This is a genomic window from Altererythrobacter sp. Z27, assembly GCF_052683155.1.
Genome location: NZ_JBQYMC010000001.1, coordinates 118257 through 142335 on the forward strand (window position 1 = coordinate 118257; position 24079 = coordinate 142335).

Sequence of the window (24079 nt, forward strand, 5' to 3'; positions counted from 1 at the left end):
GAATTCGTCTGAATTCTTGACCTGATCTATCTTTGTTCCTACCCTGTTCGCGATTTTCGTGAATCGGGAACGTGTTTGTATGAGCGGATCGGACGAATTCCGGCATTGGCCGGCAAGCGACGGAGCCGGATTGGCTGCGAGCGTCTCGGTCTTCGCGGATCGTCCGGCATTGCGCGACCAGATGGCGGAAGACCTGGCCGATGCCGGGTTCCGCCTGGTCAAGGCAGGCGAAGTAGCTGCGCTCCTCGATGGCGAGCTTGCCGCGCTGGGCGACGTAGTGCTGCTCGATTGTCCGGTGGTCGATGCGGGCAGGATGGCGGCACTGGCGCGGCTCGACATGAGGGTGGCGCGATCCGGAGCCCAGTTGATCGTCTCTACCTCGCTTGAGGCGCTGGATGACGTATTCGCCTGTTTCGACCAGTCGCAGCCGCAGATATTGGTCGATCCGGGCCGTGCGGAGCGGGTGGTGGCGGTGGGGCGCATCCTCGGCCATCTGGCAGGCAGGCGAGTGCGAGAGCTCTCTCGCGAGGACCGTGCGGCCCTGCTGCAGCTGACGCAGCAGGTCGATGCGATCGCGCGCCAGCTTGAAGGCCTTCGATCGCGGCTTGGCGACGATGAGGGTGAGCCGAAGCACCTTGGCGCTCGGCGCAGCGCATTTCGTGGCTTTGCGGATAGCTCGCGGGTCGAAAAATTGGCCAAGCCGGGCCTGCCCGAGGCGCGGCTTGTTCGCGAGATCATTCGCCATCGCCAGGCGCGCGCGAAGTTCTTCGATGCGGCACTGTTTGCCGATCCTGCATGGGACATGCTGCTCGATCTCACTGCCGCGCATGCCGAAAAACTTCAGGTATCGGTCACCTCGCTTTGCATCGCTTCAGGGGTGCCGCCGACGACGGCACTGCGCTGGGTGCGGCAAATGACCGAAGCGGGCCTCTTTGAACGGGTGGAGGATGCGGCAGACAAGCGCCGCGCGTTCATCTCGCTCAGCGACACGGCGCGCGATGCCATGGCATGCTATTTCGCGGAGATCGGCCAGCCTGCCTTGGCTTACGCAGCCTGAGCCTACCGAGGCTCGTAACGCAGGACTACCGTAAGCCCTTCGCGTTCCCTGTCGCGCTCTTCTTCGCTGAAAGGCAGCCGACTGGCGTCCGCACGGGAGCGGTTCAGGATCGCTTCGGGTATGGCGCCATCGAGCAGCAGCGTGTCTGCTTCGCCCAGCAGGCGCGCATGCCGAAGGGTCAAATCTTCCGGATCATCGCTCCAGAGCTCGACCGTCTCGGACTGAGAGGCAGCGGGTCGATGCGCGCCATCCAGCCAGCTTTCGACCCGTTCGGGCGCTGATGGGTCGAACGGATCAAGCGCGCCGCCCGCGCTCAATGCCTCGTCAAGCGCTCGCCGTCGTTCGCCGGCTTCGGGAAAGCGCGCATGCAACCGCTCGCGCGCATTCTGGAGGGCCTTCGCCAGCCGACCCAGCGATTGCGGCAGGATCGCTTCGAGCCGCAGCCGCAAATGCTTGGCCAGCCCCGCAGACGCTCCACCCGTTCCGACCGCCACGAGCACCGGGTCTCGATCGAGAATGCTGGGAGTGGTGAAGTCGCATAATTCCGGCATGTCGACCACATTCACCAGCATTCCGGCGCAGCGCAAATTGATCGCCGCATTCTCGCAGGCCCACGAATCCTCATAGGCGACAAACGCCAATCGCACGCCTTCGTCTAGCGCACGCTGCATATCGGCTTCGACGATCCCTCCGGCGCGTTCGACAAGGCGTCGCTTCGGTTCGGCGGCGGCACCATCGCCCAGAACCAGAACCTTATGGCCATTGATCCGGTGGAACAGCGGCAGCGAATTGATCATGCCGGCCGATCCGGATCAGAGCCAGTCGGGAACGCGCTCGGCGTCCATAATCGCTGCAGCCGGAATTCGGTCAGCCACCACAGCGTAGCGATCGCCGTCCACCAGCACTTCAGGCACAAAACCGCGTGAATTGTACGAGCTGGCCATGGACGCGCCATAGGCTCCGCCGGTACAAAACACTGCCAGATCACCCGCGACCAGCGCGTCACATTCACGATCGCGCGCAAAAGTATCGCCGGTCTCGCAGATCGGGCCGACGATATTCGCAGTCATCCGTTCGCCACTGGGCTCCACTGCTATGAAATCGTGCCACGCGCCATAGAGCGCCGGGCGCGCGAGATCGTTCATCGCCGAATCGACGATCACGAACGGTGGGCCATTGCCGCCGCGCTTTACACGCACGACCTGCGTCAGGAGGACTCCGGCATTGCCCGCAATCACGCGACCTGGCTCGAAGGTGAGGTGAACGCCCCAATCCTTGGTCACCCGCGCCACCATCGCGCCATATTCTGCAGGTGAAGGTGGGTTCTCGCCAGCCCTGTAGGGAACGCCAAGCCCACCGCCGAGGTCGACATGACTGATCGTGTGCCCTGCGGCGCGCAGGTCTTCGATCAGCTTGCCAACCTTCGCGAAAGCAGTTTCGAGCGGCTCAAGATCGAGCAACTGGCTGCCGATGTGGACCGCCACTCCGCGCAGGTTCAACCCTTGGAGAGAGGCCAGTTCATCATAGGCCTCGCGCGCATGGACCAGCGGGATGCCGAACTTGTTCTCCGCCTTGCCGGTCGAGATCTTCTCATGCGTTTTGGCGTCGACATCGGGGTTGATGCGCAGGCAGGCAGGTGCCCGTTCGCCACGTGCGGCGGCCAGTTCGGCCAACTCTCGCCCTTCCTCGCGCGATTCGATGTTGAATTGCCCGATGCCCTTGTCGAGCCCAAGTTCGAGTTCGGCCCGGGTCTTGCCGACGCCCGAGAATACGATCATTTCTGGCGCCATGCCCGCAGCCAGGGCGCGGATGAGCTCGCCACCCGACACGACGTCGGCGCCGAAGCCCTGTTGCTGCAGCACTTTCAGCACTGCGAGGTTGGGATTGGCCTTTACCGCAAAGGCGATCAGCTTCTGCGGCACGCCTTCAAGGCCTTCGCGGAACACCCGGGCATGCCGTTCCAGCGTGGCGCGCGAATAGACATAGACCGGCGTGCCGACTTCTTCGGCGATGCGCGGCAAGGGCACGTCTTCAGCGTGCAGCACGCCATTCTTCAGAGCGAAATGGTCCATGTGTGTCCCGTTGTGGCCTATTCCGGCGGGAGATCGAAAGGATCGTCGGCGCGCTCTTCCGAGCGGCGCCTCAGCTCGACGCTGCGCTGAGGTGCAGCTAGCGTCTCGATTTCGAGCAGTTCTTCGGCCTTGGGCTGCTCGGTTGCACCGTATGGCGCAGGCGGCAAATCCTGGTTGGCGAGCGGCTCAAGATCGGTTTTTTGCCCGCAGGCGGCAAGCAGCAGGCTGGCGGCAAGGATCAGTTTTTTCTTCATCTGCCGGTCATCCCCAATGCCTGCCGCGCTTCGGCCACGCGCCGTTCTACCTCCTTCGGCGCAGTCCCGCCATAGGAAGCGCGCGATGCGACCGAAGCATCGACCGACAGCGCCTTGTAGACGCGATCGTCGATGCGGCTGTCGATCGCCTGCAGCACGTCGAGCGGCAACTGGTCTAGCGCGACGCCGTCTGCCTCTGCGCGTTTGACTGCCGCTCCGGTGATGTGGTGCGCTTCGCGGAACGGAATGTCCGCCTCGCGCACCAGCCAGTCGGCAAGGTCGGTCGCTGTGGCATAGCCAAGCTCGGCCGCCTGCCGCATGCGGTCGGTGCGGAATTCGCTCTCGGCCACCATGCCGGTCATCGCGGCTATGCTGAGGGCGAGCAGGCCCGCCGCTTCGAAAACCGGCGGCTTGTCATCCTGCATGTCCTTCGAATAGGCCAGCGGCAGCCCCTTCATCGTCACCATCAGCGCGGTGGCGCAGCCGATCACCCGCCCGGCATGGCCGCGCACCAGCTCGGCTGCATCGGGGTTCTTCTTCTGCGGCATGATCGAGCTGCCGGTCGAAAGACTGTCGGGCAAGCGCACGAAGCCGAACGGCTGGCTCGCCCAGATGATGAACTCTTCCGCAAGCCGCGACAGGTGGAGCGCGCACTGGCTGGCCGCCATCAGGTAGTCGAGCGCGAAGTCGCGATCGGACACGGCGTCAAGGCTGTTGGCGGTGGGCCGTTCGAAACCGAGCGCCTGCGCCGTCGTCGCGCGATCGATCGGGAAGCCGGTCCCGGCCAGCGCCGCGCTGCCGAGCGGGCATTCATTGAGGCGGCTGCGCGCATCGGCGAAACGGCTGCGGTCACGCCGCAGCATCTCGTAATAGGCCATCAAATGATGGCCGAGCGTCACCGGCTGCGCGGTCTGGAGATGCGTGAAGCCGGGCATGGTGCTGGCGGAATGCTCCCCGGCGCGGGTCACCAACGCGCGCTGCAACGCGGCGAGCCCTTCGTCGGCCTGGTCCATCGCATCGCGCACCCAGAGGCGGAAATCGGTCGCGACCTGGTCATTTCGGCTGCGCGCGGTATGGAGTCGCCCCGCCACAGGGCCCACCAGTTCGGCCAGCCGTGCCTCGGTGGTCATGTGGATGTCTTCAAGATCCCAGTTCTCGGGCACGCCGTCGCGTTCATATTCGGCCGCGACCTGGTCGAGGCCGTCCGTAATCGTCGCTGCATCCTCTGCACCTACGATGCCCTGCGCGCCGAGCATGGCGACATGCGCTTTGGATGCGGCGATATCCTGCCGCCACAGCGCCTTGTCGAACGGGATCGAGGCGTTGATTTCGCGCATGATCGCGCTAGGGCCTTCGGCAAATCTGCCGCCCCACATCTGATTGGAGCCCGACATGTCCTTACGGCTATCGTTCACTATTCTCGCCTCGGCGCTGTTTCTTGCCGCCTGCGATAGTGGCGCAGGCGACGCGGCGCAACAGCAGGAGCAATTGGGCGAGGCCAAGCAGGAATTGGCGGGCGAGATCGATCGCAGCTTTGCGGGCGAACTGATGCCTGCCGTGACGGTCACTGACCCGACGGGCAAGCAGCTTAACCTGGGTGCGCTGCAAGGCCAGCCAGTGCTGCTCAACCTGTGGGCGACCTGGTGCGCGCCCTGCGTGGTCGAGATGCCGATGCTGGACCAGCTTGCCGCCACCAAGCAGGGCGAATTGCGGGTGATCACCGTGAGCCAGGACATGCGCGGGGCCGATGTGGTGGTGCCTTTCTTCGAAGCGCGGCAGTTCGCCCATCTCGAACCATGGCTTGACCCGCAGAACGACCTTGGCGCGAGCTATGACGGCGGCGGTGTCATGCCGCTGACAGTGCTCTACAATGCTTCGGGCGAGGAAGTGTTTCGCGTGGCGGGCGGCTATCACTGGGACAGCGAAGAGGCGCTGGCGGCGATAGAGGAAGCACTCAAGGAATAGCGTTCCGCGCGAGCATTTAGAGCACGCGAACGATGATGCAGGTGAGATTGTCCGGCGCGCCGCGGCTCAACACGATGGACTCGATCTCTTCGACGGCTTGGACCGGATTACGCGAGGCGACCAGTTCGCCGATTTCGGCGTCGGCCATGACCCTGGTTACGCCGTCGCTTGCCAGCAGGAAAAGATCGCCCGGAAGCGCTTTGCCCGCAACGCAATCGACTTCGAGTTCGCGCCTTGCGCCGACTGCACGGGTGATCACATTGGCATCGGGATGGTGGGCCGCTTCCTCCGGCGACAACATGCCTGAGCGGACCAGTTCGTCGACCAGGCTGTGATCGTGAGTGATCTGGGTCGCTTCGCGCCCGCGGATCAAATAGCATCGGCTGTCGCCCGCCCACAGGCAGCGATATTCGCCATCGCGAATGGCCAGGACGACCACTGTCGATCCGATGGTGCGCGGGATCGGCGATCCCTGGGCCAGTTTCAGCAGCTCGAGATTGACCTGCTGGACCAGCGCCTCCGCCTGCTCGGCAATTTCGCTCGAAGAACCGTCCGGCGGCAGCTTCGAAAGGGCCTCGACCAGCTTTCCTGAAGCGACTTCGCCCGCTTCGTGGCCACCCATTCCATCGGCCACCGCCCACACCGAGATTTCAGTGCGGTCGAGGTAATTGTCTTCGTTGACCTTGCGTTTCAAACCGACATTCGTCGTCGAAGCACTGAAGTATCTCACACTCACGCCCCACCTGCCGAAAATCCCGCTTGGAATAGAGGATATCCCATCTAACATGGCAAACGGATTCTCTAGTGGCAGGGGGAAAATAGCCCAATGAGCAAGGCGTATAGCAATCGTGCATTGCCAGCCGGAACGGTGCTGCGCGAATGGCGCCTCGAAGAGGTCCTTGGCGTCGGAGGCTTCGGGATCGTCTACAAGGGCCGCGGGATATATTTCAACGAACTTGTTGCAATCAAAGAATATTTCCCTTCCTCCATCAGCGAACGGGGAGAGGATGACACGGTCGTTCCGATCGATTCCGATGCTGAGGAGGTCCATGCGCTCGGGCTGAAGAAGTTCGTCGAGGAAGCCAAACTGCTGTGGAATCTCTCCACGCCAACGCGCCACCCGAACATCGTGAGCGTGCGCAGCTTGTTCGAGATTCACGGCACCGCCTACATGGTGATGGACTTCGAAGACGGCACTTCGCTGTCTCGCATGCTGAAAAAAGGCCAGAAATTCAACGAAGCCAGCCTGCGCTCAATGATCCTGCCGATCGCAGAAGGGCTCGAACGCGCGCACCGCGTTGGCGTGCTGCATCGCGACATCAAGCCACCCAACATCATCATCAATGACGACGGCCGATCGGTGCTGATCGACTTCGGCTCGGCTCGCTTCGAATCCGGTGAAGCGACAAGCACCAAGGTCACCTTCCACACGCCGCCCTATGCGGCGATCGAGCAATATGTCCGCACTTTCCCGCAAGGGCCCTGGACCGACATCTACGCGCTCGGCGTAGTGCTCTACGAGTGCATCACCGGCGAAAAGCCCGCGGAAGTACTTGAGCGGATGCATGGGGACGCCGGAACGCCGCTGGTTGAAGGGAATTGGCCGGGGTTCAGCCGCGGATTCCTGAGTGCGGTCGATCGTGCAATGGCAGTCAGGCCGACAGATCGTCCGCAATCGATTTCCGAGTGGATCGCGATGCTCGACGGGGCCGCCATCGAGGAAGAGGACGACGAAGAGGAAGCGGCAACTCGCATCGGCACCTGGGACACGACGACGCCGAGCATAGTGCCGGTAGCGCCGGCCAAGGAAGGATTTGCCGGTTCCGATCGAAAGATCGAGACAGGCGTACCCGACACGCCCAGCAAGGCCGAATTCAGCAAGCGCGCGGATGAAGCGAAGCCTGCGCCAATAGCGAGCGATGAGGCCGCTTCGAAACCGTCCACGAAGGCCAAGGACAAGGCGAAAGCCAAGGAAGAGCCCTTGGCAGAAACGCCTCCACCGCAGTCGACCGAAGTCGAAGGCTTCGTGGCCGAGCCGCAGCTTGTTCCGCCCGCTGCAGAGAAGTCGGCAGACAAAGCCAAGGCGGAGCCCGCCAAGGACAAGGCAGGCAAATCCGACCAGAAGCCCAAGCCAGCCGGGGCGAAGCCTGAAAGCAAGGGCGGCCTTCCGACGAAGGCAATTGCAGGCGGCGTGGCGGCGGTGACGCTGATCGCTATCGTCGGCTGGTCGCTCACCGGATCCGACACCGAGAGTCCCAGCACTCCGGCGGACTCGATTGCGCTCACGGAAGATCTTGCGGGCGTGGCGACGACCGAGATCGATGCCGCGACAGCTGCCAGGCTGGCTGAAGAAGCGCGGACCGCTGGTATGCCACGCGATCTCGTGGCGATGCTTGATCCCGCTTCGGGCGCGGCGGAAGCTGGTGGACGTTCAGGCGTTCCCAAGACCACGATCACGACGCTCGCCGGTTTCGGCCTCGCAGCCGTGGCCAAGGCGAGATCGCTGGTGTCCTCGGTCCAGCAGCCCGGCCAGCGCAATGCGCAGCGGATGAGGGACGGCGTGGCTGCGCTCGAGAAAAGCGCTGCAGCAATCAAGGCCAGCGAGCAGCCCGAAGCAGCGGTCGCTTCGACCCGAGAACTGATCGGCTCGTTCAGCCAATTGAGCGGCCTCGTGGCTTCCGCGCGGCTCGCCGCTAAATCGGACAATCCGGACGCGCAGCCGAACGAAGTGGCGAGTTTGGCGAGTTCGCAACCCGCCGCTATCCTTCCGCAACCCAGCGATACTCCTACCGCCAGTGCGGGCGGTGGCGCACCGGTTTCGGATCGTAGCCGTCGCGATTTTGCGAGCGCGCTGAGCGGAGCCCGATCGATCGCGCGGCAAGTTATCCGTTTGGAGGATCGCAACCGCCCGGGTTCCAACGCCACCGAGCAGGAAAAGCAGGATTACAGGGTGCGGCAGGCAGCGGCGACCGCGGCTCGGGATTATGACAAATATCTCGATGGGCTTGAGGCTTCGATGCGCGGAAACATCACCGATGCAGATGCCGTTCAGTCGATCGCCAAGGCTAACCAGACGCGCGCTTACCTGTCCGATCTGCTCAAGCGGTCGCAGCTGACCCTGCGATAGTCGGGCCCGCCTAAGCGGGAACCTGTAGCGACCTTTCGCTATAGGCCACCGTCCATTCGTTGAGGTCGGACAGCATGATTTCCGCCGTCCGCTCGAGCTCACCGGCCAGCGCCTCGATATCGCGCACTTGCGCAAGCTTCTGGGCATTGGTCGCAAGCGAATTGGCGGTATTCGCCGAGCGGCTGGCCGCGAGCAAATGCTCGCCATGACCACGCATGCCGAACACGGCTGCGCCAAGCGCAGGGAAGCCGGCCGTCACGAAAACAAAGCCGTATTTGAGGTCCTTGAGCAGTTGTGGGGCCGCCACGTTCAAGATTAGGTAGATCCCGCATGCCGCGATGACGCTGGCCATCACCACTTCGCCGACCAGATGCAGGCGGTGGTCGAGCTCGTGCATGCGTTTAGCGTTAATGCGGTGATAGGCGACCTGGTCTTCGACGTCGTTTTGCACAACCTCGTCGGCCAGATCGCGAATGGCCTGTGCATCCATGGTTCCGTCAGGGCTGGGCATTTCGCGCCAGATCGCTGCGGAATACCAGCGGGTCCAGTCACCCACTGCGCCCCGGCCGCGGCTCGCGGAGACATGTTCGTTGCGGAAGGGCGGTCCGACGAGGCCGGTGCGCTTGAGATATGGTAGTGGTCGCAGGCATTCGGCCAGATGGCGATATTGCAGCCATTTGCGATGCCAGCCGCCTTCACTGCCGACCTTGGTGTTGAACAGCAGCATTCCGATCAGCGTGAGTTCGCCGACCACCAGCCACGCCTTGATGTCCGGAAGCAGCAGGCCGGCGAGCGCCGTCAGGACAGCAAGTGCCGCTAGCATGTAGTTTGTGATGTGGCCGCCACGGAATAGCTGCGCATAGCGAATGGCCAGGAAATTGGACCATTCATAGGCGAGCGCTTGCCGCTCGTATCCCGATCCAAATTTGGCTTTGTAGCTCTCGAGCGCATCGGCCAGCGGCATCTGGTGCCACGGCGCCGAGGGCAATTTCTTTACACCCAGCATCGCCAGCAAGAGCGGGTATTCGATCCGTGGATTGAAGGTCACTTCCTCTTCGGCAAAGAATGTCTCAAGGTCGCCTAATCCCATTTCGACGGCAGGGGTCAGGACGTCGCGGACGATGGCTTCAAGGTCGTCATCGGTTTCGAGCGGTGCGATCTCCGGATCGACAATATCTCCGCCAGTCAACAGCCGGGTCTTGCCGAGCGTTTCGTTTTCGCGGTCCACCGGCACATGCAGCACCGGCACTCCGCCGCGCAGTGCCAGGTCGACGACATGGGCCGTCCCACCGGGGCCATTGCCTTCCTTGCCGTCCCACACGGCGATGAGCACGTCCGCAGCGGCAATTACCGCCTTGCCGACCATGACATAGGCGTGGTTCTCCGCCTCGCGTGTTCCCGGCAAGGCGAAATAGCTGTCGGCCGCCTCAAGGTGCTCGCAGAACTCGCGATGCTCGCTGCTGTCGGAGAAGTCGCGGCGATACTCGTCGACCGGGAAGGGCAGCAGTGCGCGAACCTGGTAGTTGCGCTTCTTGGCGGCAGTGGCGGCAAGCTGGTCAGCGCCTGTCGCCAGCGCTGTGTGCAAGCGCAGAAGTGGTGGTGCATCGGCGAACACGCTGTGCGGATCAGAGCTAATTGCTTGAGCGGCCGCCATCAACCGCTCGAAACAGCGGTCGATCCTCGTCTCGAGCTTGGCCACGATCGCATCGCTCAGCACATGCGCCCTGTGGCCGGTGATACCGACGTTGAGCGTCAGCTTGGGGCGAGGCGGGTGGAGGCTGGTCAAGTGCGATGAAGTCAAGCGAGTGCCGAAGTCCTGAGCTCGTGAACGAGTTCGCACTGCCCGATCTTGAGCACCGAGCCAACCGGCAGGATTGCTTGCCCGACAACCTTCTCGTCATCGACAAAGGTGCCATTGGTCGATCCCAAATCGTGCACGATCAGATCGTCGCCATCCAATTCCACCCTGCAGTGCCGACGCGACACATGCGGGTCTGCCAGGATCACCTCTGCAGGTGCGGTCCGGCCGATGTGCAGTCCGGCGCCGATCGGAAACTGCTTCTCGGCTCGTCCGTTCACGACCAGATGGAGGAAATGTTCGGGCCCCTGCGGCGCAGGCTCGAATGCAGAGAACTGCGTCGCCTCATAGGCTTCGTCCTCATCGTCATCATCAGTCGCCGCGAATGACGGGAAGGCCGACGGTGACGCTGCAGGCGAGATTACAGGATTAGCCGCGGGGGAAGGGGCCGCTTCCACAGCGCCGGCCTGCTGGCGCTTGCTGCGGATGGTACGATGCAGGTCGAGCAGGAACTGTTCCCACGCGGGGTCGGCGACGTCGCCGTTCCAATGGATCAGTTCAATCGTGTGCAGCAATTCGAAAATGATCGGCCGGGTGCAAGGTTCGATTACGACGGGTACCAGCTTGCCGGAGCGATCCGCCGAAGATGCTTCGGCGCGAACCCAGCGCGAGTTGACCGATTTGGGGGACCACAGCACGATGACAGCCTTGGCTTCGGCCAATTGCCGCTCGATCACCATGTCGAAACTTTCGCCCGAATGGATCGCTGCATCCCACCACACGACAAAGCCTTCGCGTTCGAGGCAGGTTGCCACGACGCGCGCCTTCGCGCGATCCTCCCGGCTATAGGAGATGAAAATATCCGTTTCAGGCAACGCCATGGCCCCTAGTTGCACTGGTTAAAGATGCGGTAATTCTGTTTTTATTGCAATGCCGCATATCAATTCAAAACCTAAAGTCCCCCGATAGGACACACGCTTACGCAAATGTGATCAACCGGACCGGTGGCGATGCAGTGCGGCGGGATTGACCAGGTTCCAGGAAAATTTTCGACTACCAACAAAAATGCCGCCCGGCCAAGGAGGCCGAGCGGCAAGTTTACGAGGCCACTCCAAAGAGTGGGTGGACGCGCCGGGCGGGTGTGGCGGTGGGGTAATTCAGCCCGACGCGTCCATAAGGCGGGGATCAGAAGCCGAAGCGCAATGATCCCCGAACCGTGTACGCCGTTCCGCCAAGCCGGTCCTCAAGACCGAGCTCGCCAAGCAAAGTGAATACTGAATTGCCGCCCATCGCCTTGAGCGAGGCGTACCAGCCGCCCGTGCTCTGCTCCGGATCGAGCGTGAAGCTTTCGCCGTCTTCGAAATGGGCCGTGGTCGAGCCAAGTTTGCCCGCGACGACTTCGCGCCAGCCGCCTTCGCCTTCGACACGGAACCAGTTCTTTTCGTATTGCCCCATGCCGACGAAATCGATGCCAAGGACAACTCCGCCATTGACCGCGAGCTCGTCGCTGCTGCGGCTTTCCACCGTCAGCGGCAGGCCTTCGTCACCACCATCCTCGGTATAGCCATCTTCGCTCAGTTTGATGTAGTCGACTGATGCTTGCGGACGGAAGAAGAAGTAGCGCCAGCCACCCTCCATCGACGCACCCGCGGTGAAGCTGGTGACCGTGCCGCCCCAATCGCGCAGAATCTTCTTCTCAATCGGCGTGTCGCCGACTTTGCCGGCAAAGATACGCTTTCCTTCGAAATCGGCCTTGCCAATCGAACCGCGGCCGAAGGCGCTGAATCCACCCCATTTGCCAAGCCAATGTGCAGCCAGTTCATAAGTATTGGACAGGACATTGTTATACTTGTTGTTGCCGGTGGAATACTCGTTCCAGAGCCAGGTGGCCGATACGCCGAACGCGCCCAGGTCGGTTTCGATCGCGCCCGTTGCCGACAGGCCGAGCCCGTTTAGGTCGATCGCTGCAGATTCGCCTTCGTCCTTGTCCGCACCCCAGCCGGCTGCGTTCAGCGTGAGGTTGAAATCGCCGGTCTGATACACCGGTCCGATCGGATCGTTCAGCTGGCGCGAAAAGGCGCGTATGCCCTGGCTTACGCCCAGGAAGGCGCCACCTGCATGGTCGGGCAGCATCTGGCCGACCGTATAGCGGAAATAGTCGGCATCAGTGATAGCGAGGAAGACTTCTTCAAGGTCTTCGTCATTCGCCAGGGCTTCAACAACAGCATCATATGCCGCAGATTGTGCCAGGTTGAGGCCCAGCTCGGTCGTAGTCCGGCGAGCAACGTCGATCGCCAATTGGTTAGGCCCCGCATTGTTCGCCACGGTTGCCTTGAACATGAAAGGTACGAAATCGTCATTCACCTTGAGGCCCGAGGCGCCGGTCAGCGTGCCCGCCGACAACACGACATAACGGCCTTCCGCATCATGCACATCGGCGAGGATGATGCCGAGCGTGGCATCCTTTTCGATCACCGCGTTTCCGGTGACGGTCAGGGCGGTTCCATCGCCCGATGCCGGGTTGAGCGTGACGAGCAGGACGCCGTCCTTGCCCAGGTTGAGCGAGCCCAGCGTGGCAGGCTGGCGAATGTCGAGCACGCCGCCGTTGACGGTAACCGCAAGGCCGCCCGCGTTCAGCACAGAGCCGCTGAAGCGCGACGTCCCGCCGAGTGTGAGCGTGTCGCTGCCACCGCCGAAATCGACGGTACCAGAGAAGATGGAGGTCCCCAGCAGGCTCATCACATCATTGCCTGCACCGAAGGTGGCTTTACCCGAAACGACCGCATCGCCCGAGAGGTTGAACGTGTCGTTGCCCCCGCCAAAGGTCACGTCGCCCACGACCTTGCCGTCGGCGACGCTGAAAAGATCGTTGCCGCTGCCGAGGCGGATGTTGCCTTCGATTGAGGGAGCAGCAACCCCCGCACCGACTTGCGTCTGTCGCAAGGTCACGCCGGTGGTATTGGCCGACAGGTCGATCGCAATGTTCCGCCCGGAATCGGCCTTTGCCCCAGTGGCGACAATTGCACCGCTGTTTTCGACCAGCGTCACGGTGCCGCTGGCATCGACGATCGCGATTGCGGTCGCCTTTTCGCCGGCAGTCGCCTTGATGGTGCCGCTATTGCGGATCGTGGGCAGGTTGGCGCCCGCGTCGACCCGGATCGCCGTGCTGATGGCCCCGGTGGTGTTGCCCGTGACGCTACTGATTGTGCCCGAATTCTGGAGCTGCGGCGTGCTCGCTCCCGAACCGAAGCGCAGTGCCGTGGCGTCCGAATCCCTCGACGTCGCGGCGATTTCGCCGGCAACCCCGATACCGTTGGCTATGGTGACACTGCCGCCGCGCCCGCCGATAAGCATGCCGTTTCCGTCAACCCCGGCGTATACGCCGTGTCCGGCGATCTTGCCATCGACCAGAATGCCGAATTTCGAGGCGCTGTTGGCGATCTCACCGATGGTGATGTCGCGACTGGCTGAGCCGATGACGACCGCAGGCGCGGCGCCATAGGTCAGGATGCTGGCATTGCCTTCCTTGTCATCGTCGATGCCGTCGCCATCTTCGTCCTTGTTGGCGGCGTTCGTATCCTTTGGGGCGATGGCGAAGCGAATGCCACCTGTAACATTCCCTTCCACCATCAGCGCGGATCCGCCCTGAAGCAGGTCGTCTGCATCGAGCTTCGAGGGGTCGGTCGGCGAAGTCGTGTAGCGATAGCCGGTCGACTTGATGTTGCCCTGGACTTCCATCGTGCCGTTAACGTCGCCCGTGAACTGTGCGGCGACCGCTCCCGCACCGGTCGCTGAGACCGTGCCGGCGAGGCGGACGTTGCCGTTGATGGCTTCTGCGCGAATTGCGGTGCTGCCTTCCCCCACCACGGTCGTCGTGCCATTGTGCGTGAAATTGCCGGTGAGCGTGCCGCCCAGCCAGATACCGGCGGAATAATTGCCTTCGACAGTGATTTTGCCGTCATTCACGACATTGCCGGTGTGCGCGCCCAGCGTACGGATCCCGTATCGGCCGTTCCCGATTGCAAAGGGGCCATCGAGATCGCCGTCATTGTCGGTGTCGGTCGGAGTATAGCTTTCGGCAACTTCGATATTGCCCGTGTTCACGATGTTGCCCGTGGTGTCGGCAATGGCAACGATGCCATGCGCCCCATTGGCATTGTTGACGGTGATGTTGCCCGCATTGGAGACGTTGTGATTGGTGTCCATCCTTACAGCGGTTCCGCCGCCGGTGATGGTCACCGAGCCGTCCTTGGTAATCGACACTTCTCCGGGCGCGCCAGCGTTGGCGGTCGAGGTCTGCACCGGCGCAGTGACCGGTGTCGAAATCGGCGCGGCCGAAAGCGCGGGGGTAATGGCAATAATGGCCGTGGAGGCCATAAGGCTGCGGTACATCTGCAAGTAACTCCTGAACGGTTTTGCTCAGGAGACGGAGACAAAACTCCGCAGCCTTGGCCGCAGCCTTGGCCGCAGCCATATTTTTTTAGAAGGAAGCGTCGATTCCCAGCCGCAGCGTGCGCGGCCGCAGCGGCGTGATTTGCGCCCGCCCGGTCGTGAACGGGGTACCCAGCGCAAACCGGTTGCCGGTCTCGTCGGTCAGGTTCGAGACCCCCAGCGACAGGCCGAAGCGATCGTTGCCAAGGCGCAGGTCCACACCGGAATCGAAATAATTGCCCTGGCTTTCGCCCAGTTCGGGGCCGACACCAAGGCGAGATCGGCCGATGAATTGCGCCCAGCCATTGGCGGTGAATTCGAGGTCGCGCCCAACGGGCCGTACGTATTCGAAGGCGAAGCGCCCGGTGAACGCAGCGATATTGGGTATCTGGGTGACCGGCCCGGCCAGAATCTCGGGAACGGGCTTGTCGACATCGCTGTCGTTGACCGTGAAGCCGCTATCGAGCCGCAGCGCGTCGGTGATTTGGAACCCGGCCGAAATTGTCGCTGCAAGAATGCGCCCGTCGCCGATGTTGGCGGTACTCGGCAGGCCGACCGGGTCGATGAAGTCGGCCTGGATATCCTTCCACCTGGTGAACGAGACATTGGCCGCGAAGTTGAAGTCGCCTCGCCCCTGCCTCCCGTAACGTCCGCCGATCTCAATCGTCGATACGTGGTCGTTAAGGAAACGGCTGACATAGTCGCCGGTCACCGCCAGCCCGCCGGGCCGGAACCCTTCCTGGTAGCGGAAATAGAGCGAGGTCTTATCCAGCGGGGTGGCGACAATTGAAAAAGCCGGGAGGAATGCAGTCTCGCGTCGGCTAGATGTATTCGCCTCCAGCAAGCGCACGCTTTCCGGAGTAAGCGCGAAGAACCGGATGTTCGTGCCTGACCCGCCCAGCCATGAGGCGGTGAAGCGTCCACCGAAGCTGGCGACCAGAATATCGCCGAGCCGCTTGCTGGCTTCGCCATAGAGCGTGAGCTCGTCGATGGCGTTGCGCACGCCGGCCGAAGGGAGCGGGTCATCGGGGGCACCGAACGAGCGGTTGAGCGTCGAACGGTTGTGAACGTAGCTCGCGCCGACCAGCCAGCCCCAGTCGCCCTCGAGCGGCTTCCAGACGCGCGTTTCATTGGCGATCATGTCCGTGTCATTGGCTTGCACGAATATGCGCTCGGGTCCGTCCGGCGCGGTCGCGTCATAATTCTCCTTGACCGATTGCCAGCTAAGGCCGGTCGAACTGCGGATGAGGATATCGTCGGCCAGCTCTCCCGACACGACCAGCTGGCCCTGCACATAATCCGCCGCAAAGCCCTCGGTCACGCTTGCCGCGCGCGACAGGGGTGGACCATCACGGTCGGCATATTGGCTGTCATCGCCGTCGGTGGTCTTGCCGATCGCGATCATGTCGACGAACCAGCCGCCGCCTGCATCGACCCGCAATGCCGCGCGGCCGCTGATCGTGTCGGTTCGGTTGACGTCGCGCCTGCCAAGCAGCGGCTTGTCGATATAGCCGCCCTGACTGTCGGCATCGATGTTGAGCCGCAATGCCGCGACATCGCCTGCCACAGGCAGGTTGATCACGGCGCTTGCATCCGCGCCCAATGCCCCATGCTGTGTGGCGCTGCCGCCGATGGCGGCCGATCCGCTCGCAAAGCCGGGCTCGGGCAGATTGGGGACGAGGCGGATGATGCCGCCGAGCGAACCCGCACCGTAGAGCGCGCCTTGCGGTCCCTCAAGCACTTCGACGCGCTCAAGATCGGACAGGCGCAGGTCAGGATCCGGCGCATTGTAGCTGAGCCGCAAATCGCCGAAATACTGGCCCACCGTCGACTGGGTGGGGCCAGTGAAGCTCGAATCCGCGATCCCGCGAATGAAAAGCTTGTTGCGCCCGCTGCCGAGATGGGTCGAGGTGAGCGACGACATGCGCCGTGCGAGCTTCTCGGTCCCGCCGACTCCGCCGATCGTAAGCTCCTCGCCATCGACCATCGTGAGATGGCCGGGATAGTCCTCGATCCGCGTGTCGCGCTTGCTGCCGATGACGACGATTGGTTCGGGTGCTGCCTCTTCCAGCGGTGCTGCGGTAGTCACTATAGCGGCGATCTTGCGCGGCGGCTGGGCGGCGCGCCGGGTGCTTGCCTTTACCGGCACAAGCCGCCAGCTGCTTTGCCCGATGCGCACCGCAGTGGCGTTGGCCGCGCTTGCGAGTTGCTGGATCGCTTCTTCTGCGGAAAGCGTTCCGCGGATCGCTGGCACGCGCCGCTTGGCGAGCGCGCGATCGGTGATGACCACGCTGGAGCCAGTCTGTTGTGCGATCATCACCGCCGCGTCACCCGCCTTGCCGGCAGGAACGGCGATCTCGACGTCCCGTGCATTGGCCGAAACGGCCAGCAGTGCCGCCAGAGGCGCGATAAAGGCGGGCAGCAGGCGCATTTCAGCTGGCTGAGATCACCCACTTCTCGCCCGATTTGCGCACGCTGACGCCGAGCAGCGCGCCGAGCGATGCCGGGTCGTCACGGACCGGAGCGAACAACAGGCTGCCCGATACGCGCATGTCGGAAGCACCGGGCGCAACTTCGAAGTCGATGCCGGTCGAGCGCGAAAGGTCGGCGACGAGGTCGACCAGCAATTCGTCACGGAAAGTGAGCCTGCCCTCACGCCATTCGCCGACTTGCGACAGCGAAACCGCGCCGAGTTCATACGAAGCGCGACTTTCGTCGAGCGTCAGCAGCTGTCCCTTCGCGACTTCGACGTTTTCATCATCGGGATTGAGCAGCACGGCGCCATCGGAAACAGCGACCGCGATCTTCGTGCCGGAAAATTTGACGTCGAAAACCGTGCCGATGTCGACCAGCGTATTGTCACCCACTTCGACCCGGAAGGGGTGATCCGCGTCATGCGCCAGCGTGAACAGTGCCTGCCCGCGGTCGAGCACTACTACGCTCGGGTCGTCGCGGTCGAAGGTCATCTTGGAGCCTCCGGCCAGGTACACTTCGCCGCCCGCCTCCAGCTGGACGAGGCGCGAGGCACCCGGCTGCGTCTCGATCGAATAGGTCGGGTCGTTGAGCAGCCACGCGCCGAACACGGCCGTGATCGCCGCAGCCATGCTCGCCGCCAGCGCAAACCAGCGGCGGTTGACCATGGGCCCCGCCGTTTCGTTGTCGTTTACCGGAGCGGCGGCATCGCCAAGCGCCTCGGCCGCATCCTCCACGCCGGCCTTGACCCGATCATAGGCTTCCGCATGAGCAGGATCGGCTTCGAGCCATTCGATAAAGCTGTCCCAATCGGCGAAATCGGGCTCGCCGGTGCGCACTGCCCAAGCGGCAGCTTGCTCAAGGATCTGATTGTCATGCGTCACGATCTTGTACTCCTGACTGCAAGACGGAGACGATCGGTTCATGCCTCATCGATGCGCTCCTTCAGTTCCGCCAGCGCACTATAGGCACGCCGCAAATCGCTTTCGACCGTGCTCAGGCTCACTCCCATTTCCTCGGCCACCGCGCGTTGCGGGATCCCGTCGATGCGATGACGCCGGAAAATGGCCGAAGTCCTTTCCCCGAGCGAGTCGAGAACCTGCCTCACTTCGCGCAAATATTGTTCGGCGATCAGTTTCCGTTCGGCCGAGGGCGCGTCCGAAACGCCGGGATCGTCTCCGCCAGTCGCTTCGCTCCAATTGCGATTGCGCAGCGCGGCCTGGCGCTCGGAACGATAGCGGTCGATCATCAGCAGGTCGGCGACGCGGAAAAGATAGGGCAGGGGTGCGGAAATCGGGCCTGTCGCCGCGGTGTTGATCCTGACCCACACTTCGTGCAGCAAATCTTCCGCAGCATCGCCCGCCCCGCGCGCCAGCAGGAAGCGCAGCAACCGCTCGCGATGCTCGACAAAGGCGCGAGCAAGTCCATCGGCTTGCGGTGTCTGTGTCATGGTATGGGGTGCGCCGAAGGTTCCGGAATTTGAGCGACGATTTGCCGTGGTTGAGCGATTTACAATGAAGATTGGTGCGCGGCCAGCGTAAGGCGCAAGCAACTAGTCGCAAATCGGGCCAAGGGGAAGCGCTGCACGTCGCGATTTGATGAACCGATACTTTGAAATTCGGGCAGGGCGAGCCCGCCGCATGAAGGAAGCCAGATGATCGAGACCGAAAGATTGTTGCTGCGCCGCTGGAAAGCCAGCGACCTCGATCCGTTCAGCGAAATGGGGCAGGACCCTGAAGTGATGCGGCATTTCCCCAAATTCCTCAGCCGCGAGGAATGCGAAGTGATGATCCGGGACCGGATCGAAGTGCATCTGGAGCGGCACGGCTTCGGGTTTTGGGCGGTCGAGCGAATCGAAGACCAGGCGTTCCTCGGCTTTGTGGGCATCGCGCATGTCGGCTTCGCTTGCCCGATCGAGGGGGAGGTCGAGATCGGCTGGCGGCTGGCGAGGCACGCCTGGGGCAAGGGCTATGCCTTCGAAGCTGCATCGGCGGCGATGGAGTTCGGCTTCGGCAATCTGGACCTCGACCGGATCGTGGCGATGACTGTGATCGGCAACGAGCCTTCGTGGCGGCTGATGCAAAAGCTCGGCATGACCAGGACACCCGAACTCGATTTCGACCACCCGTGGATCGAGGAGGGGCATTTGCTGCGCCCGCATATTGTCTATTGCAAGGACGCTCCGGCCCGATAGCGCCCTGGCCGTCGATCAAGGCATGGTGGGCGGTGACGGGCTCGAACCGCCGACCCTCTCGGTGTAAACGAGATGCTCTACCAACTGAGCTAACCGCCCCCCCTGCCTCGCTGCGGAGAAGCGCGCTATCTAGCGTGGCTTCGCGCAAAATCAATTGCCCATTGCTTGCCGGTCGGTTTAGGCGGGCGCCATAATGATCAAACGGGTTTCAGTATTTGCCACGGGCGGCACCATCGCCGGGATTGCGGGGTCCGCGATCGCAAGGGATTATCGCGCGGGCCAGATCCGGATCGAGGATTATCTCGAACAGGCAGGCGGGCTGGGGCTGGAGGCGGAACTGTCCGGCCGCCAGATCGCCAATATCGATTCGGCAGACATGGGCCCGGCGGTTTGGAGCGACCTTCATCCGGCGATCATGGGCGCACTCGCGGACGGTAATTGCGACGGCGTGATCGTGACGCATGGCACCGACACGCTCGAAGAAACCGCTTTCCTGCTCGATTTGACTCTACCCGCCACCAAGCCGGTGGTGGTCGTGGGCGCGATGCGTCCGGCCGATGCCGTTGGGTATGACGGCCTGAGGAACTTCGCCAATGCTGTGCGCGTAGCATGCGATTCCGAAGCGGCCGGGCGCGGCGTGCTGGTGGTGATGGGGGACCGCGTGTTCGCCGCACGCGATGTGCGCAAGGTGCGCACGCGCGAGGTCGATGCCTTCCGCGGCTTCCCGCGCGAATCGGTTGGGCTGGTGACGCCTGCCTCGCTCGACTGGTTCGGCGCGCCGTGGCGAAGCGATGTGGAGGCGCGGCTCGAATGGCATGACGATCTGCCCGACGTGCCGATACTTTATGTCTATGCCGGGATGCGGCCGGATGCGCTGGCCTGCATGATTGGCGATTCGACGCGTGGAATCGTGGTGGCTGGCGTGGGCGAAGGCAACATGCCCGAGCCGGTGCGGCAAGAGCTTGTCCGCCTTGCACGAAAGGGGCTGGTTGTCGTGCGCGCCAGCCGCACCGACGAAAGCCTTGTCGACCGCGAGCCGGAGGACGATGAGAACGGCTTTGTCGCCGCTCGCGCGCTCGGCCCGGCTAAGGCGCGAATCCTGCTGATGCTGCTGGTCGCGAACGGGATCACCGATCCCGCCGCGATCCAGGCTGCGTTCGACAATCGCTAAAATTTAGCTCCAAGGCGTGACGAGGTATTTCTCGCCCGTCTTCATCGCGCGATAATCGGTCACGGCGTCCTTGGTCAGCATCTCTTCAAGGTTGACCCGGCGCTTGTAGCTGCTGGCGAAAGTGGTGGTGAGGTTGTCGAGCACGCGCTTGCGCATCCGCATCATCGTTTCCATCCCCGCCATCTGCAGGAACGGCGTGAGCAGCCAGCCCGACAGCGTCCAGCCGAAGCCGTAGCTGGGCGTCAGGATGGTCGGGCCGAGGTCCAGCCTGCCGTATATGAACATGCGCTTCTGCTGGTTCGATCCATAGCGGCTGTATTCGGTCATCTTGCTGACCGCGACCTGCTCCATCGCCTTGAACACATTGTCGACCGCCTGCCCGCCGCCGATCGGGTCGAAGCCATAGAAGGCGTCGGTCGCATCGATCGCATCGCGCAATTGCGCCATGAAGTTGCCATCGGACGAGTTGACCACGTATTTGGCGCCGAGGCCCTTGAGCATGTCGACATGTTCTGCCTTGCGCACGATGTTGACCAGCTCGATCCCGTCTTCCTGGCAGATCTTGATCAGCATTTGGCCAAGGTTCGATGCGGCGGCGGTGTGGACGATCGCTTTCGCGCCATCCATCCTGGCATTCTCGACGAAGCCGAGCGCCGTCATCGGGTTGACGAAGGCGCTCGCGCCGTCCTCCGAGGAATGATCGCCCAGCGGCAGGCACATCGCCGCATCGGCGATGCAATACTGGCTGTAGGCATTGCCGGGCACGCAAGCGACGCGCTGGCCCATCAGCGCCTTCGCCATGTCGCTGTCACCCGTGGCGACCACCGTGCCCGCGCCTTCATTGCCGGCGGGCAGCTTTGCGCCGTGGCGCGCCTTGGACCCGGTGTTGAAGGGTTCGGGCATGTTCGCGACATATTTGCCGTGCGAATATTCGGCGTTTTCGAGATCGGCTGCGCCGGTCAGGATTGCGAGGTCCGAGGGGTTGATGGGCGCCGCTTCCATCTTCACGAGCACCTGGTTGCCCGTGGGGTCGGGGAAGGTCACTTCCTCGATCGCGACTGTGAGCGTGCCATCGCTTTCGAGCGTGGTGAAAAGCTGCTTTCCGGTGGTGCTCATGTCGTAGTGTCCTCTCCTGGATAGATTGCCCTCACGAAGTAGAGGCCGTGGGGCGGTGCATTCAAGCCCAATTCCTGTCGGTCGCGCGCTTCCAGCGCTTCGGCAAGCTGTTCCTCGCGCCAGCGGCCCATGCCGACAAGGGCAAGGCAGCCTACCATGCTGCGCACCTGGTGGTGCAGGAAACTGCGTGCTGCGGCGTGGATGCGAACTTCCTCGCCAATTCGTTCGACATCGAGCCGGTCGAGCGTCTTGAGTGGGCTTTCGGCCTGGCAATGCGCCGAGCGGAAGGTGGTGAAATCGTGCAGCCCGACCAGTGCCTGTGCGGCGCGGTGCATCGCCTTTTCGTCGAGTTCCTGCGGTACTTGCCAGGCTCGGTTGAGATCGAGCGTCAAGGGCGCACGGCGGTTGGCGATGCGATAGACGTAAGCGCGCCCCAAGCAGGAAAAGCGCGCGTGCCAATCGTCGGGCACGATCTCGCAATGGGTCACTGCAATGGGATTTGGCCGCAAATGCGCGTTGAGCGCTTCCATCAGCCGAAAGGGAGCAATCTCCTTCCCCATGTCGAAATGGCTGCGCATGGCCAGCGCGTGGACCCCGGTGTCGGTGCGGCCCGCGCTGTGCAGCGTCACCTTTTCGCCGGTCACCGCCTGCGCCGCTTCCTCGACCGTTTGTTGCACGCTGGGCCCGTGCGCCTGCCGCTGCAGGCCCTGGAACGGCGTGCCGTCGAATTCGAGGGTGAGCGCGAAACGGGTCACGGCAGGATCGTGCCCTTCGCCACTGGCCGCCCGCGCAGGAATTCTGCCCGGTCCATCGCTGGCTTGCCCGCGCGCTGCAGCCGTAGGGGGCGGATCGCGCCTGAACCGCAAGCGATGGCGAAATCCTCATCGAGCACTTCGCCTGGCGCGCCCGAGCCCGCCGCCAGCTCGGCGCGCAGCAATTTTACGCGTTCCAGCCCATTGGAGCCTTCAAGCTCGAACCACGCGCCGGGGAATGGCGCGAGTCCGCGCGCCAGTCGTTCGATCGCTTCGGCAGGCTGCGCCCAGTCGATCCGCGCCTCGGCCTTGTCGATCTTGGGGGCATAGCTCGCCTGCGCATCATCCTGTGGCTCAGCGCTGAGGCGATCGAGCTTGCCGAGCGTTTCGAGCATCAATTGGGCGCCAAGTTCCGCCAATTCCGCGGTCAGTTCGCCGGAGGTCTTCCGGTCGACCGGCGTGGTCGCCTTGGCCAGCATGGGGCCGGTGTCGAGCCCCGCTTCCATCTGCATGATGGTGATGCCGGTCACTTCGTCCCCCGCCATCACCGCACGATGGATCGGCGCGGCACCGCGCCAGCGCGGAAGGATCGAGGCATGGATATTGAGGCAGCCGTGCTTCGGTGCGTCGAGTATCGCTTGCGGCAGGATCAGGCCGTAAGCGGCCACTACCGCAACGTCGGCCTGCAAGGCCGCGAAGCGCTCCTGCTCTTCGACGCTCTTCAGCGAGGTGGGATGGCGCACCTCGATTCCCAAACTTTCGGCTGCCGCTTGCACGGGCGAGGGTTGCAGCTTCTTGCCCCGGCCCGCCGGGCGCGGCGGCTGGGTATAGGCGCACACGATCTCGTGCCCGGCGCCGTGCAGCGCTTCCAGCGCCGGGACGGCGAAATCAGGCGTTCCCATGAAGATTATGCGCATCGAAACAAAAAACCGTTCACCGTGAGCCTTTCGAAGGGTCGTCCTTACTTTGAGCGAGGGAAAAAGAAAGTGCAGGGCTTCGACAAGCCCAGCCCGAACGGTTAGTGGAAGCCCATGGCATCGCAAGAGATCGAGACATTGGCGAATGCGCTGGCGCGGCTGCCCGGGCTGGGCCCGCGCAGCGCGCGGCGCGCGGTGCTGTGGCTGGTGAAGAACCGCGAACAGGCACTGCCCGCGTTGCTCGGCGCATTGTCCGCAGTGCGCGAAACGCTGGTCGAATGCGACACCTGCGGCAATGTCGACACCAAGAACCCTTGCGGCATTTGCGCCGATCCGCGCCGCGACGCGAAGGCGCTTTGCGTGGTGGAAGACGTCGCGGACCTCTGGGCGCTCGATCGCGCGCGGCTGTTCACCGGGCGCTATCACGTTCTGGGCGGGCGGCTTTCGGCGCTCGACGGGGTGCGGCCCGAGGATCTCAACATCGCCGCGCTGCTTGCGCGGGTCGAGCAGGGCGGGATCGACGAGGTGGTGCTCGCCATGAACGCCACGCTGGAGGGGCAGACCACCGCGCATTACCTTGCCGAGCGGCTCGAGACCTTCCCGCTGCGGATCACCCAGCTTGCTCATGGCCTGCCGGTGGGCGGCGAGCTCGACTATCTCGACGAAGGCACGCTGGCGCAGGCACTGCGCGCGCGCAGGCCGGTCGGCTAGCCGATTACAATCATCGGAAACGCTCGCTTGCGATAGCGGCTG

20 protein-coding genes and 1 tRNA gene are annotated in these 24079 nt (G+C 63.2%); 6 read left to right on the forward strand and 15 right to left on the reverse strand.

Annotated elements, in window-relative coordinates:
• Positions 1 to 79 precede the first annotated feature (79 nt).
• Entirely contained in the window at positions 80 to 1057 is a 978-nt protein-coding gene (locus ACUJ47_RS00575; RefSeq protein WP_445536538.1) for a winged helix DNA-binding protein, read from the forward strand.
• A 2-nt stretch (positions 1058 to 1059) separates the two neighbouring features.
• Here ACUJ47_RS00575 and ACUJ47_RS00580 read toward each other — a convergent pair whose 3' ends face one another.
• From ACUJ47_RS00580 to argH, 4 genes are read right to left on the reverse strand one after another with little or no spacing between them, the layout of a single operon-like run.
• Positions 1060 to 1854, reverse strand: coding sequence for an NAD(P)-dependent oxidoreductase (locus ACUJ47_RS00580; protein ID WP_445536539.1), 795 nt, complete (start codon positions 1852 to 1854; stop codon positions 1060 to 1062).
• Between the two features lie 15 nt (positions 1855 to 1869).
• Positions 1870 to 3129: a diaminopimelate decarboxylase gene (gene lysA, locus ACUJ47_RS00585; protein WP_445536540.1), complete on the reverse strand. Its 1260-nt coding sequence runs from the start codon at positions 3127 to 3129 to the stop codon at positions 1870 to 1872.
• A 17-nt stretch (positions 3130 to 3146) separates the two neighbouring features.
• A complete protein-coding gene (gene lptM / locus ACUJ47_RS00590) occupies positions 3147 to 3383 on the reverse strand; it encodes an LPS translocon maturation chaperone LptM (protein WP_445536541.1) in 237 nt (78 codons plus the stop codon).
• A complete protein-coding gene (gene argH, locus ACUJ47_RS00595) occupies positions 3380 to 4759 on the reverse strand; it encodes an argininosuccinate lyase (RefSeq protein ID WP_445538829.1) in 1380 nt (459 codons plus the stop codon). Before argH ends, lptM begins: the two co-directional genes overlap by 4 nt.
• 16 nt (positions 4760 to 4775) lie before the next feature.
• Here argH and ACUJ47_RS00600 point away from each other — a divergent pair, with 16 nt between their 5' ends.
• Positions 4776 to 5348, forward strand: a complete 573-nt coding sequence (locus tag ACUJ47_RS00600; protein WP_445536542.1) for a TlpA family protein disulfide reductase — start codon at positions 4776 to 4778, stop codon at positions 5346 to 5348.
• A 16-nt stretch (positions 5349 to 5364) separates the two neighbouring features.
• Here ACUJ47_RS00600 and ACUJ47_RS00605 read toward each other — a convergent pair whose 3' ends face one another.
• On the reverse strand, positions 5365 to 6084 hold the full coding sequence (locus ACUJ47_RS00605; protein WP_445536543.1) for a PP2C family protein-serine/threonine phosphatase: 720 nt from the start codon (positions 6082 to 6084) through the stop codon (positions 5365 to 5367).
• 90 nt (positions 6085 to 6174) lie between these two features.
• Here ACUJ47_RS00605 and ACUJ47_RS00610 point away from each other — a divergent pair, with 90 nt between their 5' ends.
• Complete coding sequence (locus ACUJ47_RS00610; protein WP_445536544.1) at positions 6175 to 8475, forward strand: protein kinase domain-containing protein; 2301 nt, start codon at positions 6175 to 6177, stop codon at positions 8473 to 8475.
• Between the two features lie 10 nt (positions 8476 to 8485).
• Here the strand turns inward: ACUJ47_RS00610 and ACUJ47_RS00615 are convergent, their stop codons facing one another.
• From ACUJ47_RS00615 to ACUJ47_RS00640, 6 genes are all read right to left on the reverse strand, one after another.
• Positions 8486 to 10261 (reverse strand): hypothetical protein, encoded by a 1776-nt coding sequence (locus tag ACUJ47_RS00615; protein ID WP_445536545.1) that lies wholly within the window; start codon positions 10259 to 10261, stop codon positions 8486 to 8488.
• Between the two features lie 11 nt (positions 10262 to 10272).
• Positions 10273 to 11169, reverse strand: coding sequence for a TIR domain-containing protein (locus tag ACUJ47_RS00620; RefSeq protein WP_445536546.1), 897 nt, complete (start codon positions 11167 to 11169; stop codon positions 10273 to 10275).
• 289 nt (positions 11170 to 11458) lie between these two features.
• Positions 11459 to 14665: an autotransporter domain-containing protein gene (locus tag ACUJ47_RS00625; RefSeq protein WP_445536547.1), complete on the reverse strand. Its 3207-nt coding sequence runs from the start codon at positions 14663 to 14665 to the stop codon at positions 11459 to 11461.
• Positions 14666 to 14753: 88 nt separating this feature from the next.
• Positions 14754 to 17135, reverse strand: a complete 2382-nt coding sequence (locus tag ACUJ47_RS00630) for a TonB-dependent receptor domain-containing protein (RefSeq protein WP_445536548.1) — start codon at positions 17133 to 17135, stop codon at positions 14754 to 14756.
• Position 17136: 1 nt separating this feature from the next.
• Positions 17137 to 18060, reverse strand: a complete 924-nt coding sequence (locus ACUJ47_RS00635; RefSeq protein WP_445536549.1) for a FecR family protein — start codon at positions 18058 to 18060, stop codon at positions 17137 to 17139.
• Positions 18061 to 18098: 38 nt separating this feature from the next.
• A complete protein-coding gene (locus ACUJ47_RS00640) occupies positions 18099 to 18626 on the reverse strand; it encodes an RNA polymerase sigma factor (RefSeq protein WP_445536550.1) in 528 nt (175 codons plus the stop codon).
• Positions 18627 to 18830: 204 nt separating this feature from the next.
• Here ACUJ47_RS00640 and ACUJ47_RS00645 point away from each other — a divergent pair, with 204 nt between their 5' ends.
• Positions 18831 to 19370: a GNAT family N-acetyltransferase gene (locus ACUJ47_RS00645; protein WP_445536551.1), complete on the forward strand. Its 540-nt coding sequence runs from the start codon at positions 18831 to 18833 to the stop codon at positions 19368 to 19370.
• Between the two features lie 23 nt (positions 19371 to 19393).
• On the opposite strand, the gene ACUJ47_RS00650 is transcribed toward ACUJ47_RS00645, so the two are convergent.
• Positions 19394 to 19469, reverse strand: a tRNA-Val gene (locus ACUJ47_RS00650).
• A gap of 94 nt (positions 19470 to 19563) precedes the next feature.
• Between ACUJ47_RS00650 and ACUJ47_RS00655 the strand changes: the two genes are divergently transcribed.
• The gene (locus ACUJ47_RS00655) at positions 19564 to 20541 is read left to right on the forward strand and encodes an asparaginase (protein WP_445536552.1); all 978 of its coding nucleotides are present in this window, start codon (positions 19564 to 19566) and stop codon (positions 20539 to 20541) included.
• A 3-nt stretch (positions 20542 to 20544) separates the two neighbouring features.
• On the opposite strand, the gene ACUJ47_RS00660 is transcribed toward ACUJ47_RS00655, so the two are convergent.
• Genes ACUJ47_RS00660 through fmt form a run of 3 tightly spaced genes read right to left on the reverse strand, consistent with a single transcriptional unit; the run spans position 20545 to position 23326 of the window.
• Complete coding sequence (locus ACUJ47_RS00660; protein WP_445536553.1) at positions 20545 to 21657, reverse strand: zinc-binding dehydrogenase; 1113 nt, start codon at positions 21655 to 21657, stop codon at positions 20545 to 20547.
• On the reverse strand, positions 21654 to 22412 hold the full coding sequence (gene truA / locus ACUJ47_RS00665; protein WP_445536554.1) for a tRNA pseudouridine(38-40) synthase TruA: 759 nt from the start codon (positions 22410 to 22412) through the stop codon (positions 21654 to 21656). The genes ACUJ47_RS00660 and truA overlap by 4 nt, the downstream gene beginning before the upstream one ends.
• On the reverse strand, positions 22409 to 23326 hold the full coding sequence (fmt, locus tag ACUJ47_RS00670; protein WP_445536555.1) for a methionyl-tRNA formyltransferase: 918 nt from the start codon (positions 23324 to 23326) through the stop codon (positions 22409 to 22411). Before fmt ends, truA begins: the two co-directional genes overlap by 4 nt.
• A gap of 114 nt (positions 23327 to 23440) precedes the next feature.
• On the opposite strand from fmt, the gene recR reads away from it, so the two are divergent.
• A complete protein-coding gene (gene recR, locus ACUJ47_RS00675; protein WP_445536556.1) occupies positions 23441 to 24037 on the forward strand; it encodes a recombination mediator RecR in 597 nt (198 codons plus the stop codon).
• Positions 24038 to 24079: the final 42 nt, after the last annotated feature.

Excerpts from the sequence above, each read along its gene's own strand:
- ACUJ47_RS00600 (WP_445536542.1), top strand. The coding sequence starts at position 4,776 with ATGTCCTTACGGCTATCGTTCACTATTCTCGCCTCGGCGCTGTTTCTT.
- argH (WP_445538829.1), bottom strand. The coding sequence starts at position 4,759 with ATGTGGGGCGGCAGATTTGCCGAAGGCCCTAGCGCGATCATGCGCGAA.
- ACUJ47_RS00660 (WP_445536553.1), bottom strand. The coding sequence starts at position 21,657 with ATGAGCACCACCGGAAAGCAGCTTTTCACCACGCTCGAAAGCGATGGC.
- ACUJ47_RS00625 (WP_445536547.1), bottom strand. The coding sequence starts at position 14,665 with ATGTACCGCAGCCTTATGGCCTCCACGGCCATTATTGCCATTACCCCC.
- ACUJ47_RS00645 (WP_445536551.1), top strand. The coding sequence starts at position 18,831 with ATGATCGAGACCGAAAGATTGTTGCTGCGCCGCTGGAAAGCCAGCGAC.
- fmt (WP_445536555.1), bottom strand. The coding sequence starts at position 23,326 with ATGCGCATAATCTTCATGGGAACGCCTGATTTCGCCGTCCCGGCGCTG.
- ACUJ47_RS00630 (WP_445536548.1), bottom strand. The coding sequence starts at position 17,135 with ATGCGCCTGCTGCCCGCCTTTATCGCGCCTCTGGCGGCACTGCTGGCC.
- ACUJ47_RS00580 (WP_445536539.1), bottom strand. The coding sequence starts at position 1,854 with ATGATCAATTCGCTGCCGCTGTTCCACCGGATCAATGGCCATAAGGTT.
- ACUJ47_RS00610 (WP_445536544.1), top strand. The coding sequence starts at position 6,175 with ATGAGCAAGGCGTATAGCAATCGTGCATTGCCAGCCGGAACGGTGCTG.
- recR (WP_445536556.1), top strand. The coding sequence starts at position 23,441 with ATGGCATCGCAAGAGATCGAGACATTGGCGAATGCGCTGGCGCGGCTG.
- ACUJ47_RS00640 (WP_445536550.1), bottom strand. The coding sequence starts at position 18,626 with ATGACACAGACACCGCAAGCCGATGGACTTGCTCGCGCCTTTGTCGAG.
- lptM (WP_445536541.1), bottom strand. The coding sequence starts at position 3,383 with ATGAAGAAAAAACTGATCCTTGCCGCCAGCCTGCTGCTTGCCGCCTGC.
- lysA (WP_445536540.1), bottom strand. The coding sequence starts at position 3,129 with ATGGACCATTTCGCTCTGAAGAATGGCGTGCTGCACGCTGAAGACGTG.
- ACUJ47_RS00575 (WP_445536538.1), top strand. The coding sequence starts at position 80 with ATGAGCGGATCGGACGAATTCCGGCATTGGCCGGCAAGCGACGGAGCC.
- ACUJ47_RS00655 (WP_445536552.1), top strand. The coding sequence starts at position 19,564 with ATGATCAAACGGGTTTCAGTATTTGCCACGGGCGGCACCATCGCCGGG.